Here is an 18048-nt window from a genome sequence, read left to right on the forward strand (position 1 = left end):
TTTCGGCTCAGTCGCGGGACGTCGACTGAGTTACCAGAAGGTAACGTGCGGATCAATGGATGTGAATGCGTCTCGGATCCTTGCGCGCAGGCTGCAGAACCGCCCGGATCGGACTATCCGGGCGATCGAGATGCGCCGAAGCAGACCGCCGGGTCAGCGGCCCGGCGGCAGGGCGTAGCCGACGTAGCCGCGGAACTCCAGCCGCCAGCCGGCCGGGACCAGCTTCGTGCAGGCCGGAGGACTGCCGGTGCAGACGATCGCGTCGACCGAGGCAGGGTCCGCCGGCGGTCGCTCCGGCAGCACCGACTGCAACGCCACCAGGTCCGGCGAACCCCCGTCCGGCTGCCGGAGCAGCAGCCACCACGGGTACTCCCAGTTGTCGTTCTGCTGCACCAGCCCGATCCGTCGGGCGCCGCTGTCGCGGACCGCCGTCGCGGCCCAGCGGAACTCGTCGGCCCACTGCGGACGCCGCAGGAACCGGGTGTCCCAGTCCGAGGTGGTGAAGACCGAACCGGCACCGACCAGCCGTCGCGGAAAGCCGTACGACAGCGCGAGCACACCGGCCAGCGCCGAGGTGGCCAGCACGGTGACCGCCGTCAGCGTGGCCACCGACCGGCGGGCTCCTTGCCGACCCGGGTTCGCGCGGCGGCGGCGGAAGAGCGCGTCGAGCCAGAGCCCGGCCAGCGGCACGGCCAGCACCACGGCGTAGAGGATCAGCCGGTTGCCCCACGGCTGCCACTTGATCATCGAGGTGTGCAACAGGACGGCGGCCAACACCACCACCGCGTACGCGCGCAGCGGCCCGGCCTGCTCGGGATCGATCCGGCGCGGACGGGCGAGTGCGACTACCGCGCCGATCAGCACCAGCGCCCCGGTCAGGGGGAACGCCACCCGGTCCTCGTCCGGATACCAGGCCGGCTCCGGAAAGATCTCCCGACCGAAGGTGATCGCACGGTCCTGCGGGTCGACCCCGATCGCGCCCGCTCCGTCGATGATCGCCTCGGCTCCGGCCCGGTGCAGGGGCGCCAGCGGCGTGTCGAACGCGGTGTGCCCGATCCGCAGAGCGTTGACCAGGATGGACTGCGGGTCGTGCCGTTCCATCGGGATCGACTCGCGCAGCCGGGGCGGCCCCAGCGGGTGCCCGAACTCGGCGGTCACCCGGGCCAGGAACGGGCCGACCACCACGGCCGCGACCAGCAGGATCAACACCGAGGCGCCGACCGTGCGAGCTAGCCCGCCGACCGGCCGAGGCTGCCGATCCCCGCCGGCCGCCGTCGGGCCGGGCGATGCCGCGCCGGCCGTCGGGTTGGGTGGTGCCGCGCCGGCGGCCGTCGGGCCGGGCGTCGCCGTGCTCGCGGTCAGCGCCAGCCGGAGCTGGGCCAACCCCCAGAGCAGCAGCAGCGGCCCGACCGCGATCAGACCACTGGTCTTGGTCACCGCGGTCAGACCGGTGGCCGCCCCCAACCCGAGCACCGTGCCCCAGCCTGTCCGCCGACGCAGCCCGTCCAGCACGAGGGTCGCCGCGCAGGTCACCCACGCCGCGCAGACCAGGTCGGTCTGCGTGCTGGTCGCCTGGAGCACCACCATCGGCGTGGTCGCCAACACGAACGCGGTGAGCAGCTGGGCCCGCCGGCTGCCGCCGAGCTGCGCGGTGATCCGTGCGACCACCAGGAGGCAGAGCACTCCGGCTGCCCACTGCACCAGGTTGTACAGGTGGTCCCCGCCGGTGAGGAGGCGAAGGTGCAGCAGCAGGTACTCGGCTCCGGGCGGGATGGTCACCTGCCGGTGGATGGCGGTGGGCCAGAAGTCCAGGTCACCCTGAGCCACCCAGTGCTCCACCTTCGGCAGGTGATAGGTCTGTGAGTCGAAGTTGTTCGGCTCGGCCAGCAGCGCGACCAGCAGCTCCAGCAGGACCAGTCCGCCGATCGCGCCGACGAGCAGCCGCTCGCCGCGTCCCGCCGTACGCCAGGCGTCGAGGGCCACGGCGAGCAGGCCGGACGGTGCCCGGACGGCGCGGGTCGGCGTGGGGTCGGGCCCGGTCGCACCGCGCTCGACGGCGGCGGGCGGGTCGGCGCTGCCGCCGGACACCACGGCACCGACCGGCACCGGTCGCGGTGCGGCGGTGAGCGTCGGCGCGGTACGGGTCGCGCGTCGCTGCCGCAGACCGGCTGCTGTCGCGGCGGCGGCCAGGAAGAGCAGCCACGCGGCGGCGAAGGCCGGCCGGGTCAGCGCGTGCAACGCGCCGAGAAGTTCGACGACGAGCACCGCGTACACGCCGGTGAGCAGCGCGGCGCGCACCACGGCGAGCCGTAGAGGCGCGACCGCGCCGACCTCGCGCGGCCTCATCGCGACGGTGAGCAGGAGCGCCCCGGCGGCGGGAACCGCCGCGAGCAGAGAGCCGCCAGCCGACATGGCGGGTAGTAAACACCATTCGTCTGCGCTAGCCACGCCGACGGCCCCGATGGTGGCGGCATATCGAAGGTCAACCAGCCAGGCTAGGCTGTGCCCGACGTGTTGCCGCCACCGTGGAGATTCCCTTGAAGCTCTCGATCCTCATGCCGGTCTACAACGAGGAAGAACGCATCGCGGATGCCCTCAAGCAGGCGTTGGCGGTTGACTATCCCTGCGAAATCGAGTTGGTCGTCGTCGACGACGGCAGCCGGGACGGCACCGGCGAGGTCCTCGGCCGCGCCGACGACGCACGTCTGCGTGTCATCACCCACCAGCGCAACGCCGGTAAGGGTGCCGCCATCAAGACGGCGGTCGACAGCGCGGAGGGCGACTACATGGTCATCCTCGACGCCGACCTGGAGTACGACCCGCAGGACATCCCCAAGCTGCTCGACCCGGTGCTCGACGGGCGGGCCACTGTCGTCTACGGCAATCGCACCTTTGGCAGCCACAGCGCCTACAGCTTCTGGTACGTGATGGGCAACAAGGGCGTCACGATGGCGGCCAACGTGCTGTTCAACTCGTACATCGGCGACCTGGAGACCTGCTTCAAGCTGATGCCGGTGGCGCTCTACCGGTCGCTCGAAGTGCGCTCGCGCGGCTTCGGCATGGAGGCCGAGGTGACCGGCAAGCTGCTGCGTCGCCGGATCCGCCCCTACGAGGTGCCGATCAGCTACCGGGCTCGTGGCCGGGAAGAGGGCAAGAAGATCACCTGGAAGGACGGCGTCGAGGCGATCTGGATCCTCGGCCGCGAACGCGCCCGCCGCCGTTCCACCGCGTCACCCGCGCGCTGATCCCAGAAACGCACTGATCGACCGGCGCAGACCGTCGGCATCCAGGCCGTGCCACCGGGCGTGGTCGGCCGGATGTCCGTATCGGCGCAGGTCGGTCTGATCCACCCCGAGGGCGAGCAGCCGATGCGGCACCTCCGCCATGGCCCGGCTGACGACCGCGCTCGACGTTCCTGACAGGTACGGCTCGACCAGCACCACCTCGGTCGGGGCGAGCGCCCGCAACCCGGACGTGTCGAACGGCCGGGGAGTGTGGGTGTACGCGACTGTCACGGCCATCCCCTCGGTCGCTGCCAGGGTGGGATCGAGCATCGGCCCGACAGCCAGCACGAGCGGCGCGTTCGTCCCACCCTGCCGGATCACCCGCAACCGGTCGGCGTCCGGGTACGCCCGGGCGTTGCGCTGCTCGCTCAGCCGCAGGTAGACCGGATCGTCGGTGATCGCCGCCTCGCGCAGCAGCGGTGCGACCTCGTCGGGGTGGCCGGGCACCCGCACCGTCCAGCCGTCGCCCAACGAGTCGAAGAGCGCCACGTCGCCGGGCGACTGGTGGGTCCGGCCCTCAGCTGACCCGTCGAACGATGCTCCGATGCTGACCATGACCGCGCCCACGCCCTGGTGGTCCAGATCCAGTTTGATCTGCTCGTACGCCCGGTCCACCAGGAACGTCGCGTAGGAGTGCACGATCGGGCGAAGCCCGGTCAGGGCGAGCCCGCCGGCCACCCCGATCATCAGTTGCTCCCGGATGCCGACATTGAACACCCGGTCCGGGTGGCGGGTGCCGGCCGGCGCGAACTGGGTGGCCGAGATGTCGGCCAGCACGATTGCGGTCCGCGGGTCGTCGTCGAGCAGCGCGGTGGTGGCGTCGATGAAGGCGTCACGCATGGCGGTCATCCCTTGTTCTCGACGTGGGCGACGACGAGGTGCGGCCGTCCCGGCCGGTGCCCGGTCAGCGCCACGTACAGGTCGGTGTGGTTGCGGCCGTCGACGGTGTCGGCGGTCCAGCCGTTGACGGTGAACCGGCTGGCGATGCCGCCCGCCCAGCCGTGGGTGGCCGACGAGTTGTCGACCACGATCGCGGTGAGGTTCGCCAGGCCGGTGGCACCGGCGTACGCGATCGCCTCGTGGTTGGAGCCCTCGTCCAGTTCGGCGTCGCCGAGCAACACGTACACCCGGGGTTTGAGCAGCCCCTGGGCCCGTAGCCCGAGGGCGCTGCCGACGGCCAGCCCGAGCCCGTGCCCGAGCGAGCCGGAACCGATCTCGACTCCGGGGACCAGTAGCCGGTCCGGATGATGGCCGAGTCGGCTCGCCGGCCCGGCCAGGTCGTCGAGCCAGGCTTCCGGGATGAAGCCGTGCGCGGCGAGCACCGCGTAGTAGGCGGCCGGTCCGTGGCCCTTGGAGAGCAGGAACCTGTCGCGTTCCGGGTCGTCGGCGGTGTCGGGGGTGACCCGCAGCACCCGGTCGTAGAGCACCTGGAGCACGTCGATGGTCGAGTGCGCGCTCGGCGCGTGCTTCTCGTCGCCGGTCAGTCGTCGGATCAGCCCGGGAAGTCGGGAGCCGGTGTTGGTGGTCACTGTGATCGTCATGCCACTACTGTGTAAGTTGAAGTGGACTTCAACTCAAGGACCTGGTGATGCAGGATCTACTGACGATCGGCGAGCTGTCGGTCCGCTCGGGCGTGGCGCCGTCGGCGCTGCGCTACTACGAGCGACTGGGGCTGATCCGCGCCGATCGGACCGGCGGCAACCAGCGCCGGTACGCCCGCGCCGAGTTGCGGCGGGTGGCCTTCATCCGGATCTCCCAACAGGTCGGCGTCTCCCTCGACGAGATCCGCGCGGCACTGGACTCGCTCCCCGAAGCCCGTACGCCCAGCCCACAGGACTGGGCGCGGCTCTCCGCGAGCTGGCGGAGCCGGCTGGACGAGCGGATCCGGCTGCTCACCAAGCTCCGCGACGACCTGGACGGCTGCATCGGCTGCGGCTGCCTGTCGTTGCAGCGCTGCACGCTCAACAACCCCGGGGACGCGCTGGCCGGCGAGGGCCCGGGCGCCCGGCTGGTGCTGCCCCGACCGGCCGACGATCCGACACCGGCGGGCTCACCCGCCTGACGCCGGCTGCTCACCCGAGGGTGAGCAGGACCTTGCCGAAGTGATCGTTCGACTCGACGAGCCGGTGCGCCTCGGCCGCCTCGGTCATCGGCAGCCGCCGGTCCACCACCGGGCGGATCCTGCCCGCCTCGATCAACGGCCACACCTCGTCCCGTACGCCCTGGACGATCTCCGCCTTCTCCGCGATCGGTCGGGAGCGCAGCGAGGTCGCGGCGACGGTCGCCCGCTTCGTCAGCAGTGCACCGAGATCCAGCTCAGCCTTGCGCCCACCCTGCATGCCGATCACCACCAGCCGACCGCCGGTCGCCAGCGCGGAGACGTTCCGACCCAGGTAGGACGCGCCCATGATGTCCAGGATCACGTCCGCGCCGCGACCGTCGGTGACCCGCCGGACCTCCTCCACGAAGTCCTGCTCGCGGTAGTCGATCGGGTGCGACGCGCCCAGCTCACGCAGTCGGGAGTGCTTGGCCGCCCGGGCGGTGGTCACGACGGTCGCGCCGAGGGCCGCCCCGAGCTGGACCGCGAAGGTGCCGATCCCACTGCCCCCGCCGTGCACCAGCAGCGTGTCGCCCGCGCTGAGCCGACCCACCTGGACCAGGTTCGACCAGACCGTGCAGGCCACCTCGGGCAGCCCTGCGGCGTCCACCGAGTCGCAGGCCGGCACCGGGAGCAACTGCCCGGCGGGGACCGCGACCCGCTCGGCGTACCCGCCGCCGGACAGCAGCGCGCAGACCTGCTGCCCGACCGCCCACCCGGCGACCTCCGAACCGACCTCGGTGATCACCCCAGAGCATTCCAACCCGGGGTACGCGGACGCGCCCGGCGGTGGCGGATAGTGCCCCTGCCGTTGCAGCAGGTCAGCGCGGTTGACCCCGCTGGCCCGCACATCCACGATCACCTCGCCGGGGCCCGGCTCCGGGTCGGGCACCTCGGCCCAGACCAGCGCTTCGGGTCCACCGGGCTGCGGGATGGTGATCGCCTTCATGGAGTCAGTCTTACCCGATCTCGCCCGGCACCGCAGGTGCACCCTCCAGCCCACTGTGGACGCGACGGACCGCCTGGCCGCCGCATTCGGGGAGGGACGCCGGGCCGCCCGACGGGAGCCGTGGCAGACTATGCGTGGCCGTACGCCTGCGGGTGGCGGCCTGGGAGGGTTCGCCTAGTGGCCGATGGCGCTGGTCTTGAAAACCGGTAAGGCAGCGATGTCTTCGTGGGTTCGAATCCCACACCCTCCGCCACGACGCTCGCGATCGCTGATCGACTCGGTTTCCATGAAATCGGCGTGTCGGCGCGCCCTGGATACCGCCTGAAGGCGGGTGGGTCATGGGCCGGTCACTCCGGCGGGTCTGTGGGCCGTCGGGCCTCGCGGATCGTCTCCTCGGCCAGTCGCTCCACCGCGCGTCGGCGTTCCTCGGCGATGGCCTGCTCGTCCCGGCGGCGGAACGCGGTGAAGACCGCTGCCACGAAGTCCCGCCAGATGCCGGCCACGGTGTCCCCCTGAGGAACGTTGCCCGACCTCAACGGTAGCTCTGGCAAACCACCCTCGGTGAGCGCGTACTTCCGGTCGTTGGAGGGGCTGCGGCGGGGTAAGAAGGGGCTGGTAACTCCGCACACCGGAAGGACGCGTCCCGATGACCCTGGAACGACCGATTGCCCCGGACCCGTACGAGCTGCTGCCGACGCTGCCCTCGTTCACGTTGACGAGTGACGACGTGCAGAACGGCGAGCCCATGGACGTCCGGCACGCGCATGACAGCGTCGGAGGTGACGACGTCTCGCCGCAGCTGACCTGGTCGGATTTCCCCGCCGAGACGAAGAGTTTCGCGGTGACCTGCTACGACCCCGACGCGCCGACCGGCAGCGGTCTCTGGCACTGGGTGCTGGTGAACCTGCCGGTCGACGTCACGCAGTTGCCCAGCGGCGCCGACGGCGCGGCGGGCACGGACCTCGGCGGGGCGTTCTCGGTCCGCAACGACTACGGCCAGCACGGCTATGGCGGTGCGGCTCCGCCGGCTGGTGACCGCCCGCACCGGTACGTCTTCGCGGTGCACGCCGTGGACGTCGACCGACTGGACCTGACCCCGGACGCCACGCCCGCCTACGTCGGCTTCAACCTCACGTTCCACACCCTGGCCCGAGCGGTGATCCGCCCGACGTACCAGATCAAGGAATGATCCGTACCCCGCGATCTTGCACGTGCTGGCGAAACAGAGTGCAAGATCGCGGGGTGGCGGGTCAGGACGGAACGCGGGCCACCGCGAAGACGGACTGCCCGAACGGGGGCCGGACGAGCTGCTCGGCGGCCTTGGTGGCGGGCAGGACGACGGTGTCGTACACCTTCACCATCGGGCCCTCCTTCGGCATCAGCCGGAAGACCTTGGTGGCCATGAAGTAGCCGATCAGCCCCAGCGCGTTGGCGTAGTGGATCTTTTCGACGGTCAGGCCGGCCTCGGTCATCGCCGCCTGGAGCGTCTTCTTCGTGTAGCGGCGGACGTGCCCGGTGGCGATGTCGGCCGGGCCCATCGCGAACTGGAATGCCGGCACGATGATGATCACGGCGCCGCCGGGCCGGACCAGGTCGCGCATGCTGCGCAGCGCGCCCACGTGGTCCTCGATGTGCTCCAGGACGTTGTACGAGACCGCGGAGCTGTAGTCGCCCCCGTCCTCGTGCGGCAGCAGCATCTGCCGGACGTCGATGTTCGGCCGCTCGGCGAGGCGCTCCTTGAGCTGCAGCAGCCGGTCCGGGTCGGCCTCGGTGGCGGTGAACCGGGGCAGCCGCTGCGACCATTCCAGGGCGTAGTCACCGAGGCCGCTGCCGATCTCGATCGGGTCGTCGCCGAGGTACGGCACGGCCAGTTCGATGAACCAGCGACGGTGGTTGACAGCGGTGGCCAGGCCTTCCAGGACCTCGGACTGCACGCGCTGATCCCCAGTGATTTCTGCCATGCGTCGATTCCTCACGATATGAACTCGACCCGTGCCTGGACCGACAGAGTGAATCATCCGCTGGGACGGCAGAAGAATCGGGGCATCGGGGGTGGCCGAATTGTGGTCGGGGGGTGGGTTCGTGATCGGCGGTCGGCGAACCCGGCACATAGTACGGCAGTACCCCGAAACATGTCACGGCAGCGCCAGGCCCTGACTACCCTATGAATTGTCATGACTACTCCCGAACCGGACGTGCCCAGCGACGGTCCGGCCGCCGCGTCGTCGGCGCAGGGGACCTCTGGTGATGCTCGGCCGTCCCGCAGCGGGAAGTGGGCCGATCTGGCCGCCGTGCTGAGCTTCGTGGTGCTCGGCTTCTGGGTCACCGGTCGGCTCTGGTTGGACCCGGGCAGTGATGTGCGGGACAACCAGTCAGATCAGTCGCAGTTCGAATGGATGATGGCGCACGGTGCGCGAGTCGTGACGCATTTTGCATATCCATTCCATTCCGACCAGATGAACGTCCCGGACGGCGTGAATCTGATGGCTAATACGTCCGTATTATCCATTTCATTGCCGTTGACCCCGATCACTCTGCTGTTCGGGCCCCGGGCGGCATTCCTGGTCTTTCTCACCCTCGGCCTGATTGCCACCGCCACAGCCTGGTACTTCCTGCTCTCCCGGGTCCTGATCGGCACCCGGGGGCCCGCGTGGCTGGGCGCCGGCTTCTGCGCGTACGCGCCCGCCATGGTGTCGCACGCCAACGGGCATCCGAACATCGTGTCGCAGTTCGTCGTGCCACTGATCATCTGGCGCACGCTGCGACTCGGTGAACCGGGCCGTTGGCTGCGCAACGGGGTCCTCCTCGCGCTCGTGATCGTCTGGCAGGCCTTCCTCAACCTGGAGATCCTGCTGATGACCGCGATCGGGCTCGGCGTGGTCGTCGGCGTGCTCGCCCTCGGCCGCCCGGAGCTACGATCGCGGATCCGACCCTTCCTCGCCGGCCTTGCCGTCGCCGCCGGGGTCTCCGGGCTGCTGCTCGCGTATCCGCTCTACGTGCAGTTCTTCGGGCCGGGCGCGTACTCCGGGCTGTCCCGCCTGATCCGTGGCTACTCCAGCGACCTCGCCTCGTTCGTCGCGTACTCCCGCGAGTCACTCGCCGGCAGCCCTCGCACCGCCGCCGGCCTGGCCAAGAACCCGACCGAGGAGAACAGCTTCTTCGGTTGGGCGCTGGTGGTGCTGGTGATCGCCCTGGTGTGGTGGATGCGCCGCTCGGTCGTGGTGCTCGCGCTCGCCGCGCTCGGGTTGCTCTTCGCGGTGCTCTCGTTGGGCCGCGAGGTCCGCTTCGACAACCGGGGTACGGGTGTGCCCGGTCCCTGGGCGGCGCTGGAGAACCTGCCCATCCTGCACTCGGTGGTGCCGACACGGTGGGCGTTGGCGATCACCCCGATCGTCGGCCTGCTGCTCGCCTTCGGTGCGCAACGCGCCCACGAGTTGGCCCGCTCGCACCCGGCCGCCCGCGGGCAGATCCGCTTCGTCACCGCCACGGTGCTCGTGATGGCCCTGTTGCCGATCGTGCCCACTCCGCTGCCCGTGGCCCATCTGGACCCGGTGCCCACCTTCGTGACCAGTGGGGCCTGGCGTCCGTACGTGACCGGTGGGCGCAGTGTGGTGACCCTGCCGTTGCCGGACACCACCTACGCGGAGCCGCTGCGCTGGTCCGCCGAGACCCGGCTGGACATGCCGCTGGCTCGTGGCTACTTCCTGGGCCCGGACACCCGTCCGAACGCCGACCCTCCCAAGGTCGCCCTGTTCGGTGCCACGCCGCGCCCCACCAGCAGCTTCTTCTCCACCATCCGACGTACCGGGGCGGTGCCGCCGATCACCCCGCAGGCACGGGTCAAGGCGGTCGACGACCTGCGGTTCTGGCGGGCCGGCGTGGTCATCCTCGGCCCGCAGGAGCACGAGGCCGCGCTGCGTCGGGGGATGACCGAGCTGACCGGGATCCAGCCGGTCTTCACCGGCGGTGCGTGGGTGTGGGACGTGCGGCCGTTGACCGACTGAATCCCACTAGCGAACGCAGCAGCCCTGGCAGACCTTCGGCCGCGGCAGGGTGAAGGCGAGGCAGCAGGTGCGCCGCTGCACGCTCGGCTCACCGGTCGGCCCCGGCACCAGCTCGATCAGGTCGGCCAGGTCGAGTGCGCCGAGCAGGGTGTCGATGCTCTGCACCGTGGAGCCGGGCAGGTTGTCGGCGGCCCGCAGGATGCCGTGTGCGATGCCGGAGGCGACTGAGCCGAGCAGCGTCCGGGTGCCCACCCGCACCTCTGACTGGATCGCCGTGATGAGCGGTGCCAGGTGGGCGTCGAGCAGGGAGGCGCGCAGTGCGCCCAGCAGCTCCGCCTCGTCGGCGACGACCCGCACCTCCGGCAGGCCGGCGAGCGCCAGCGGGTCGTTCGGCAGCACCGCCACGGTGATGCCACGGCGCAGGCCCATGGTGAGCAGCTGCCGGTGGTCCTCGAAGTGGATCAGCACGTCGGCCGGGTCGAGCAGCGGCACCCGCCGGGCGGAGGCCCAGCCGAGCACGACCGGCAGTGCGGTCCAGTAGCTGTACGACTTCCAGGCCAGCGCGGCGCAGGCGTGCGGGGTGCCACCCCAGCGGACAGCGGCGCCGTTCAGCAGCTCTGGCAGCCGACTGCCGTCGATCAGGGTGGTGGCGGGCGCCCAGCCGAGCTCGTCTTCGACCACCAGGCCCCGGGCGAGCCCGGGAAGGTCGTCGGTGCCGAACATGGCACGGAGCGCCGCGGTGACGGGGGCGAGTGGCGTGGCGGTGGCGTCGCGCCTCGGCAGCACCGCTGTCACCTGAGGTCCCCCGTCCGCGTGACCGAGGAGCGAACCTCGGCGGACGACCAGTGCCGTCCTGAGCTAAGGCTAGCCTAACCATGCCCTCTGGTCTAAGGGAAGCCTCACCTTGGCCAAATCGGGAGGCCCAGGTCACGCCGGTTTTCCGGCGGGAAAAGCGCTCCGTGCCTCGCGTACTACCCGGCGTCAACACGGGGAAACGCTGCCAGAGGATCGACGTTTGTCGGTGGATTGTCAAGCAGTGTGTCGGCAAGGTGCCAGATGCGTGTGTGCTCGGGCACAGAACGTGAAACTTATAGCCCCGGCCACGAGGAAGCTGATGACGACCTCACCCCTCGAACGGGCTGCCGACTCCTTCGCGGCCGAGCTCGCCCGGCAACGGACCGGGCGAGGGCTGTCCAAGAAGCAACTGGCCGTCCTGATGGGGTTCGACCCGTCCTACGTGAGTCACGTCGAGGGGCGCCGGCACCGTCCGACCGAGGACTTCGCCCGCCGCGCCGAGGCCGTCCTGGAGGCCAGCGGCGCGATCTGGCAGCGCTTCCGGGAGTACGACGACCTGCGGCACGCCCGCGCCGGTCAACCACACCGGGAGCCGTACCTGCCCGGTCAGTGGCTGCCGCCGGGCACCGGCCTCGTAGTGGAGCGCGAACTCGCCTCCCTCACCCACACCGACGAGGGCTACCGGTGCGTGATCCACCGCGAGCTGTACAACGCCGGCACCGAGCCCGTCACCCGTTACCTGGCCAGGGTCGCCGTCGACCGCTACCCGAACGACCCCGGCCGCTCCAACCGGCACCACCGGGAGCACCCGCTCACGTTCGCCGAGCTGCAACTGCAGGCCCGCAGGGACGACGGCGGCGGCGACCCGGAGCCGATGCACTGGCGGGCCAAACACGATCGGGACGCGTTCAAGGAGATCTGGCTGCTCTTCGAGAACGGGGAGCGGCGCTTCCCGCTCTACCCGGGCGACCGGGCCACCATCGAGTACGCGTACAGCGTCGGGCACGAGAAGTGGGGCCCCTGGTTCCAACGCGCCGTCCGGCTGCCCACCCGGCAGCTCGCCGTACGACTGGACCTGCCGGTGAGGCTCGACCCGCAGGTCTGGGGCGTGGAAACCTCCCTCTCCGCGGAGGAGGGCCCGCTGCGGACGGCCCCGCAACGGCACGACGAGGGCGACCGGGCGATCTACGACTGGCAGACCGACGACCCGCCGCTGAACGCCCGCTACCGGATGCAGTGGCGCTTCCGCGCCCGACCGGAGACCGAACCCGACAGCGGTCCCGGCGGCGTCCGGGTCCGGCCCAGCGACCGGATGCGCGGGCTCGGCATCGTGCAACGCGGCGCCGACCTGCTCCGCCGACGCGTCCGGCCGTTCGACCTGCCCGTGGAGGAGCCGGTTGCCCGGGACCTGGTCGACCGGCTCGTCACGGCCCTGGCCCGGCTCGACGAGCTGCACCCGTTCAGCAAGGGGGTGGGGGTGGCTGCCCCGCAGCTCGGCATCGACCGGGCGGTGGCAGTGGTCCGGCCGCCGGATCGCTCGGCGGAGCCGGTCGTGCTGCTCAACCCCCGGGTGGTCGACGCCGACCCGGACACCGACGAGCAGTACGAGGGCTGCCTTTCCTTCTTCGACTTCCGGGGTCTGGTGCCCCGGCCGCTCCGACTGGACGTGGAGCACGCTCAGTGGGACGGCAGCCGGGTCATCACCTCGTTCGAGTTCGGCATGGCCCGGCTGGTCGCCCACGAGATCGACCACCTGGAGGGGCGGCTCTACGTCGACCGGATGGCGCCCGGCGTGCCGCTGGTGCCGGTGGAGGAATACCGCGAGACCGGGCACCCCTGGCGCTACTGACCGACGAGGGACCGGGGCGCGTGCCCCAGGGGGCAGGGGCACGCGCCCCGGTGTGGGGGGAGGAACGTCTAGAGGTCACCGAAGGTGTCGTAGCGGATCTGCGGTGGCGGCACGTCGTCCGCGGCGAGCACCCGCAGGGTGGACCGGACCATCCGGGCCGAGCCGGAGACGAAGCAGTCGTGCGTGGTCCACGGGCCGTAGCGGGCCACCACGTCCGCGATGTCGCCCTGCTCACCGTCGAAGTCCGGGTCCTCGCTGCACGCCGGGGTGACCGACAACCACGGGTGTACGGCCACCAGCTCCTGCAAGCCGGCCAGGCCGTACAGGTCCCCCGCCTGCCGGGCGCCGTAGAAGACGTGCACCCAGCGGGTCCGGTTGTAGCTGGCCAGCTCCTCCACCAGGGCCTTGATCGGCGCCAGGCCGACCCCGCCCGCCACGCAGAGGATGTCCCGTTCCGAGGAGCGGTCCAGGGTCATCGACCCCATCGGCGCCGCGAGGCGGAGCAGCTCGCCCGGTCGCACCCGACGCACCAGCGCACCGGAAACCCAGCCGGCACCCGGCGACCGCACGTGGAACTCCAGCACGTTGTCGTCGTTCGGGGCGTTCGCCACCGAGTAGTTCCGCCACACCCGGGGGTGGTGGCGCGGCACCTCCAGGCTCACGTACTGGCCCGCCTTCCAGCGCAGCGGATGCTGCAACGCCCGGCAGGTCAGCACGGCGGTGTCCGGGCCGTACCGCTGGTGGGTCAGCACCTCGGCGTGCCAGAACGGCGGGCCGTCGTCGGCCGCCGCCCCGGCCACCATCAGGGCGGCGATCGCGGCGTACGCCTCGCGCCACGCCTGGTCGTACTCCAGGTTCCAGCCGTCGCCGGCGGTGCTGCGCAGCGCGTCCAGCAAGGCGACTCCCATCGTCGCGTAGTGCCGGTCATCGACGTGGTACTTGCGGTGGTCGCGGCCCAGCGCCCGGAGGAACTCGTCGAAGCTCTCCGGGTCGTCGACCGTGTGGATGGCCGCGATGATCGCTTCCAGCAGGCGGTCGCCCTGGCCGCTCATCTGCACCGGGAAGAGTTGCCGCAGCGCAGGGTCGAGCAGGAACACTCGGGCGTAGAAGTGGTCGGTCAGCCGGGCCCGGTCGTCCTCGACCAGGGTCCAGCTCTCCTTCAGCAACCGCGCGAGGTTGTCCACGGGGCGCTCCTTCTCCAGACGGCGGCGGATCGGGCGCCCATAGAATCTCCACGGAGAGTGTCGACTGGTCGCACAGAATGTGCGATCGGCTCATGCTGGCCGGTCGGCCGTGCCCCGGGTGCCGCCTGTCGGGCAGAGTGGTGCGGTGACCGTTGAGCTGACCCGCCCGGTGTCCCGCCGACTGCTGGGCACCGAGACGCTGCTGGTCCTCGGCCTCTCCCTCGGTCAGTCAGCGGTCTACGCGGTGGTCTCGATCATCGCGAAGCTGACCGCCGAGGGTCCGCTCTCCAAGCAGACCGCCTCGCTGAACACCTCGGCGTCGAGCCGACCCTGGCTGGACCTCACCTACCAGTTGCTCGGCATCGTCTTCGCGCTGCTTCCGGTGCTGCTCGCCGTACACCTGCTCACCCGGGACCCCGGCGACCCGGCACGGGCGCTCGGCCTGGACGCGCGGCGGCCCGGTCAGGACCTGGCCCGTGGTGCCGGCCTGGCGGCGCTGATCGGCCTGCCCGGGCTGGCCCTGTTCTGGGTGGCGGCCCAACTCGGCATCAACGCCACGCTGGTGCCGGCGGCACTCCCGCAGGTCTGGTGGACGGTCCCGGTGCTGATCCTCGCGGCCGTGCAGAACGCCGTGCTGGAGGAGGTGATCGTGGTCGGCTACCTGGTCACCAGGCTTCGCCAGCTCCAGTGGCGGCTCGCCGCGATCATCGCGGCCAGCGCCCTGCTGCGCGGCTCGTACCACCTCTACCAGGGCTTCGGCGCGTTCGTCGGCAACGCGGTGATGGGCGTGGTGTTCAGCCTGTTCTACCTGCGCACCCGGCGGGTGATGCCGCTGATCATCGCGCACACCCTGCTCGACGTGGTCGCCTTCGTCGGCTACGCGCTGCTGCCCCGGGAGTGGTTCGACTGGCTCTGACGGCTCAGCGCCGGTCGGGTCGGTAGACGGCCACCGCTCGGGACGCGAGCCGGTCGGCCGCCGCCGCGTCACCCAGCGCCGCCGCCAGCACCGCCGCGCCCGGCAGCAACCGGGCCACCAGCCGCAACGCCACCCAGCCACCGGCCTGCGCCGTGAGCGGGGCGGCCAGCCGCCAGGCGGCCTCCGCAGCCCGCGGCCAGGCCCCCTCGACCGGGTCGCCCGCCGCCTGCGCGGCAGTCAGGGCCGCCTCCGCGCTCGCCGCGTCCGGGTGCACCTGGGTGAGGACCAGCAGCTCGACGGCCCGGTCGGGATGCGCCGGATCCCTGCCGTACGCCGCGGCCAGGTGCAGCACCAGGTTGGCGTGCGTCCACAGCACCGACGTCAGCTCGGCCAGCGGCGCGAAGAACCCGGCCAGGGCCGCCGTCGCCCCACCCGCGCCCGCCGAGCGGACGAACCGCCGGGTGGCCAACCGGGCCAGGCCGTCCGCCGGCGCGTCCGGATACCGGGCACGCAACCGCCCTGCCCAGTCGGCCGCGCCGGGCCCGAGCGTCCGCACGGCCGCCAGAGCCAACAGCTCCGGCGCGAAGCCCGGGTGGTCGAGCACGCGCGCGGCGACCGCCCGCAGCTCCGATTCCGGGGTACGCGCCAAAGCGGGCTCGACCTGCTGCCCGGCGGGAGATGCCAGCGGCGTGTGCTGCTCGGCCGCGGGCTCGGGGACGGCTTTCCTCGGCGTCGTGCTCTTGCGAGGGGATGCCGTGCGTTTGGCGGGACTGGCGGCGCGCTTGCGCGGTGCCGGTGTGGTCGGGGTCACCTCGACGGTGGCCTCGGCTGCCTTCTTCGGAGCAGCCTTGCGAACGGAGGTGGTCCGGGCCTTGGGCTCGACGCGTGCTGCCTGTCGTGGTGGGTCGGTGGCTGCCGTGGCGGCCTGCGGGCTCGGCTGGTCGTCGGCCGCAGGGCGTGGCTGGTCGGGGGTCGCCGGGCGTGGCTGCTCGGCGTTTGCCGGGCCTGCCTGCTTGGCGTTCGCCGGGTCTGGCTGGCTGGTGCTCGCGTCGACGCTCGGGGGAGCTGGTCGGTCGCCGTTCGTATCGCCGGTCGGCGGCTGTGGCTGTGGCTGCTCGGCGCCCGCGTCGCTGGTCGGGGCGCGCCTGGGCTGTCGGGGCAGCGGCCGGTCCGGATCCGGTGGTTGGAACAGCACCGCCGGGGCGGGTTTCGCCCGGCGGGGGCGCTGGCTCGCCGGAGCGGCTGGCGGCGGCACCGCCGTCTCGGCGGGCTGATCGGCGGCAGTCGGCGGCGTGAAGGTGGCCCGCGGGGAGCGCCGACGCGCTCTTTCAGCAGGCTCTCGACGGGTCGGCTCGCTGGGCGGCTGCTCCTGCATATCGATGGAGCGTAGTCCCGATCACGCCGCCGCACAGCGGTGAAACACGAGGGCGGACGGTCCCGGGGGGCGTACCCCGGAAGTCGTTTTGCTCCCGGTGGGTGGCGACCTGTATCCTCGGGCGCGGTGGTCTACGGGCCACCAGGGAGACTTCGCCTAGTCTGGTCTATGGCGCCGCACTGCTAATGCGGTTGGGGTCTTAAAGCCCCTCCCGGGTTCGAATCCCGGAGTCTCCGCGCGAAAGTCAGGTGTGTACACTGGCTGAGGACGAGCGCCCGTAGCTCAATGGATAGAGCATCTGACTACGGATCAGAAGGTTAGGGGTTCGAGTCCCTTCGGGCGCACAAGAGATCAAGGCCGTGACCTGTGGAAACAGGGGTCACGGCCTTCTTCTTTCCCATTTTCACTCCTGAGAATCCCATCTAGTGAGTGCGTGGTGATCGGGTGGTGATGGTCGCGGTTTCTGAAGGCGCTTGAGCTCCGCCCGTACGGGACAACACCTGTCCTCGCTCATTCGGTGAACTCGGTCCAGGAGACAGCGCGGTCGAACCGCTGGGCGGCGAGGTCGTCGACGCGGATCATGAAGCGGCCGAAGTAGACGTCGTCACGGGTCTCGAATTGCACCAACGGGAGCCACTCCCGGCGGATCCGCTGCAACTTCTGTTCCACGAGGAAGGCCTCTTGGGTGCGGCTGATGCCGGTCAGGCGGCCTCGAAGCTTCTTCTCCGCCATCTCCAGCTCAGGGTCGTCGTACAGGTGGCCGTAGGACTTGCCGCCGGTGTGCCACGAGTAGCCGCCGAACTGGAAGGCGGCGGAGTTGGCGGCCGGCCGGAGCCGGTCGACCAGGGCACACAGTTCCCGACGATGCGGCATGTCGCGCGCCAGCTGCTGCTGAAAGACGGACAGGTCCGCATCCTCCGCGGTCAACCAGGAGGGTGGGTCGGCGTGGACGACAGCGAAAAGGTCCTGCTCGGGGGCGATGAAGTCACGGTTCGCGTAGTAGGGATGGGCAGCGTAGTCAGCCGGCAGCTGCGCCGCGGTCTCCGTGCCGGCGCGCACATACAGCAGCCGCCCGTACTGCTGCTCGCCGCTGCGCTCACAGACGTCGTAGTCCTCTTCGTGATGCAGGAACACCAGCAGGGAGCCGTCCGACGGTAGCGGCAGGCGCTCGACCCGCGGCAGCGCGGCACAGTCGAAGGACGCGATGAACGGCAGCGGGTAGCCCTCCGGGTCGGTGGGCCACGGCATGCCGACCGGGAGCTGCGGTAGGCCGCCGGCCCGGCCGACAAGCAGGTCGGCAGGCTGCCCGGGCGGCAGGTCCCCAGGATGGGCTGCGATCTCGCCGTTGTCCTGCTGAGTCGTGCAGATGGCGAAGCGCAGCAGCTCGGCGAACGTCGCCGTCTCGGTCTTGGTGAAACCCGCGTCGGTCGCGGCTCGCCAAAAAAGCTCGTAGTGATCCACGGACGTCATACTGACAGGCCTGAATAACCGGCGGCGGCAGGCTTCTCGTATCCGCTCTTCGGCTGCTCGCCCACCGCGGCGGCCAGGATGTCGTAGTCGTGCCCTTGCGGTCGAAATGGGTGCCCCGTTCGAA

Annotated in this window: 16 protein-coding genes and 3 tRNA genes; 9 read left to right on the top strand and 10 right to left on the bottom strand. The window is 71.0% G+C overall.

Annotation, left to right across the window (positions count from 1 at the left end; all coding sequences use genetic code 11):
- Nucleotides 1-153: 153 nt before the first annotated feature.
- Nucleotides 154-2412 (bottom strand): glycosyltransferase family 39 protein, encoded by a 2259-nt coding sequence (locus KBX34_RS04750; RefSeq protein ID WP_210923475.1) that lies wholly within the window; start codon nt 2410-2412, stop codon nt 154-156.
- A gap of 125 nt (nt 2413-2537) precedes the next feature.
- On the opposite strand from KBX34_RS04750, the gene KBX34_RS04755 reads away from it, so the two are divergent.
- Complete coding sequence (locus KBX34_RS04755; RefSeq protein ID WP_088952086.1) at nt 2538-3245, top strand: glycosyltransferase family 2 protein; 708 nt, start codon at nt 2538-2540, stop codon at nt 3243-3245.
- On the opposite strand, the gene KBX34_RS04760 is transcribed toward KBX34_RS04755, so the two are convergent.
- The gene (locus KBX34_RS04760) at nt 3231-4124 is read right to left on the bottom strand and encodes a transketolase family protein (protein ID WP_210791607.1); all 894 of its coding nucleotides are present in this window, start codon (nt 4122-4124) and stop codon (nt 3231-3233) included. The genes KBX34_RS04755 and KBX34_RS04760 overlap by 15 nt on opposite strands.
- A gap of 5 nt (nt 4125-4129) precedes the next feature.
- Nucleotides 4130-4825 carry a transketolase gene (locus tag KBX34_RS04765; protein WP_141911810.1) on the bottom strand — a complete coding sequence of 232 codons (696 nt, stop codon included), beginning with the start codon at nt 4823-4825 and terminating at the stop codon, nt 4130-4132.
- A gap of 47 nt (nt 4826-4872) precedes the next feature.
- Between KBX34_RS04765 and soxR the strand changes: the two genes are divergently transcribed.
- Nucleotides 4873-5346, top strand: coding sequence for a redox-sensitive transcriptional activator SoxR (gene soxR / locus KBX34_RS04770; protein WP_088950686.1), 474 nt, complete (start codon nt 4873-4875; stop codon nt 5344-5346).
- Between the two features lie 10 nt (nt 5347-5356).
- Here the strand turns inward: soxR and KBX34_RS04775 are convergent, their stop codons facing one another.
- Complete coding sequence (locus tag KBX34_RS04775; protein WP_141911808.1) at nt 5357-6331, bottom strand: NAD(P)H-quinone oxidoreductase; 975 nt, start codon at nt 6329-6331, stop codon at nt 5357-5359.
- A 163-nt stretch (nt 6332-6494) separates the two neighbouring features.
- Between KBX34_RS04775 and KBX34_RS04780 the strand changes: the two genes are divergently transcribed.
- Nucleotides 6495-6584: transfer RNA gene (locus KBX34_RS04780), tRNA-Ser, on the top strand.
- A gap of 94 nt (nt 6585-6678) precedes the next feature.
- Here the strand turns inward: KBX34_RS04780 and KBX34_RS04785 are convergent.
- On the bottom strand, nt 6679-6834 hold the full coding sequence (locus KBX34_RS04785; protein WP_157744092.1) for a hypothetical protein: 156 nt from the start codon (nt 6832-6834) through the stop codon (nt 6679-6681).
- Between the two features lie 143 nt (nt 6835-6977).
- On the opposite strand from KBX34_RS04785, the gene KBX34_RS04790 reads away from it, so the two are divergent.
- Nucleotides 6978-7520 carry a YbhB/YbcL family Raf kinase inhibitor-like protein gene (locus KBX34_RS04790; protein WP_141911806.1) on the top strand — a complete coding sequence of 181 codons (543 nt, stop codon included), beginning with the start codon at nt 6978-6980 and terminating at the stop codon, nt 7518-7520.
- Nucleotides 7521-7581: 61 nt separating this feature from the next.
- On the opposite strand, the gene KBX34_RS04795 is transcribed toward KBX34_RS04790, so the two are convergent.
- Nucleotides 7582-8292: a class I SAM-dependent methyltransferase gene (locus KBX34_RS04795; RefSeq protein ID WP_088950682.1), complete on the bottom strand. Its 711-nt coding sequence runs from the start codon at nt 8290-8292 to the stop codon at nt 7582-7584.
- A gap of 213 nt (nt 8293-8505) precedes the next feature.
- Between KBX34_RS04795 and KBX34_RS04800 the strand changes: the two genes are divergently transcribed.
- The gene (locus KBX34_RS04800) at nt 8506-10335 is read left to right on the top strand and encodes a hypothetical protein (RefSeq protein WP_247671458.1); all 1830 of its coding nucleotides are present in this window, start codon (nt 8506-8508) and stop codon (nt 10333-10335) included.
- A gap of 6 nt (nt 10336-10341) precedes the next feature.
- Here KBX34_RS04800 and KBX34_RS04805 read toward each other — a convergent pair whose 3' ends face one another.
- Nucleotides 10342-11118 carry a hypothetical protein gene (locus KBX34_RS04805; protein WP_088952084.1) on the bottom strand — a complete coding sequence of 259 codons (777 nt, stop codon included), beginning with the start codon at nt 11116-11118 and terminating at the stop codon, nt 10342-10344.
- A 331-nt stretch (nt 11119-11449) separates the two neighbouring features.
- Here KBX34_RS04805 and KBX34_RS04810 point away from each other — a divergent pair, with 331 nt between their 5' ends.
- On the top strand, nt 11450-12979 hold the full coding sequence (locus tag KBX34_RS04810) for a peptide deformylase (protein WP_099849334.1): 1530 nt from the start codon (nt 11450-11452) through the stop codon (nt 12977-12979).
- A gap of 68 nt (nt 12980-13047) precedes the next feature.
- Here KBX34_RS04810 and KBX34_RS04815 read toward each other — a convergent pair whose 3' ends face one another.
- Nucleotides 13048-14163: a globin domain-containing protein gene (locus KBX34_RS04815; RefSeq protein ID WP_088950680.1), complete on the bottom strand. Its 1116-nt coding sequence runs from the start codon at nt 14161-14163 to the stop codon at nt 13048-13050.
- 145 nt (nt 14164-14308) lie between these two features.
- Here KBX34_RS04815 and KBX34_RS04820 point away from each other — a divergent pair, with 145 nt between their 5' ends.
- Nucleotides 14309-15079, top strand: coding sequence for a CPBP family intramembrane glutamic endopeptidase (locus tag KBX34_RS04820; protein ID WP_088950679.1), 771 nt, complete (start codon nt 14309-14311; stop codon nt 15077-15079).
- Nucleotides 15080-15083: 4 nt separating this feature from the next.
- Here the strand turns inward: KBX34_RS04820 and KBX34_RS33375 are convergent, their stop codons facing one another.
- Nucleotides 15084-16454, bottom strand: a complete 1371-nt coding sequence (locus tag KBX34_RS33375; protein ID WP_247671459.1) for a hypothetical protein — start codon at nt 16452-16454, stop codon at nt 15084-15086.
- A 145-nt stretch (nt 16455-16599) separates the two neighbouring features.
- Here KBX34_RS33375 and KBX34_RS04830 point away from each other — a divergent pair.
- Both KBX34_RS04830 and KBX34_RS04835 read left to right on the top strand, forming a co-directional pair.
- Nucleotides 16600-16690 (top strand) — tRNA-Ser (locus KBX34_RS04830).
- Between the two features lie 35 nt (nt 16691-16725).
- A tRNA-Arg gene (locus tag KBX34_RS04835) sits at nt 16726-16798 on the top strand.
- A gap of 166 nt (nt 16799-16964) precedes the next feature.
- Here the strand turns inward: KBX34_RS04835 and KBX34_RS04840 are convergent.
- A complete protein-coding gene (locus tag KBX34_RS04840; RefSeq protein WP_210923477.1) occupies nt 16965-17915 on the bottom strand; it encodes a DUF1963 domain-containing protein in 951 nt (316 codons plus the stop codon).
- Nucleotides 17916-18048 lie beyond the last annotated feature (133 nt).

The sequence above is a fragment of the Micromonospora sp. M61 genome, from assembly GCF_018070245.1.
Taxonomy (GTDB): Bacteria; Actinomycetota; Actinomycetes; order Mycobacteriales; family Micromonosporaceae; genus Micromonospora; species Micromonospora zamorensis.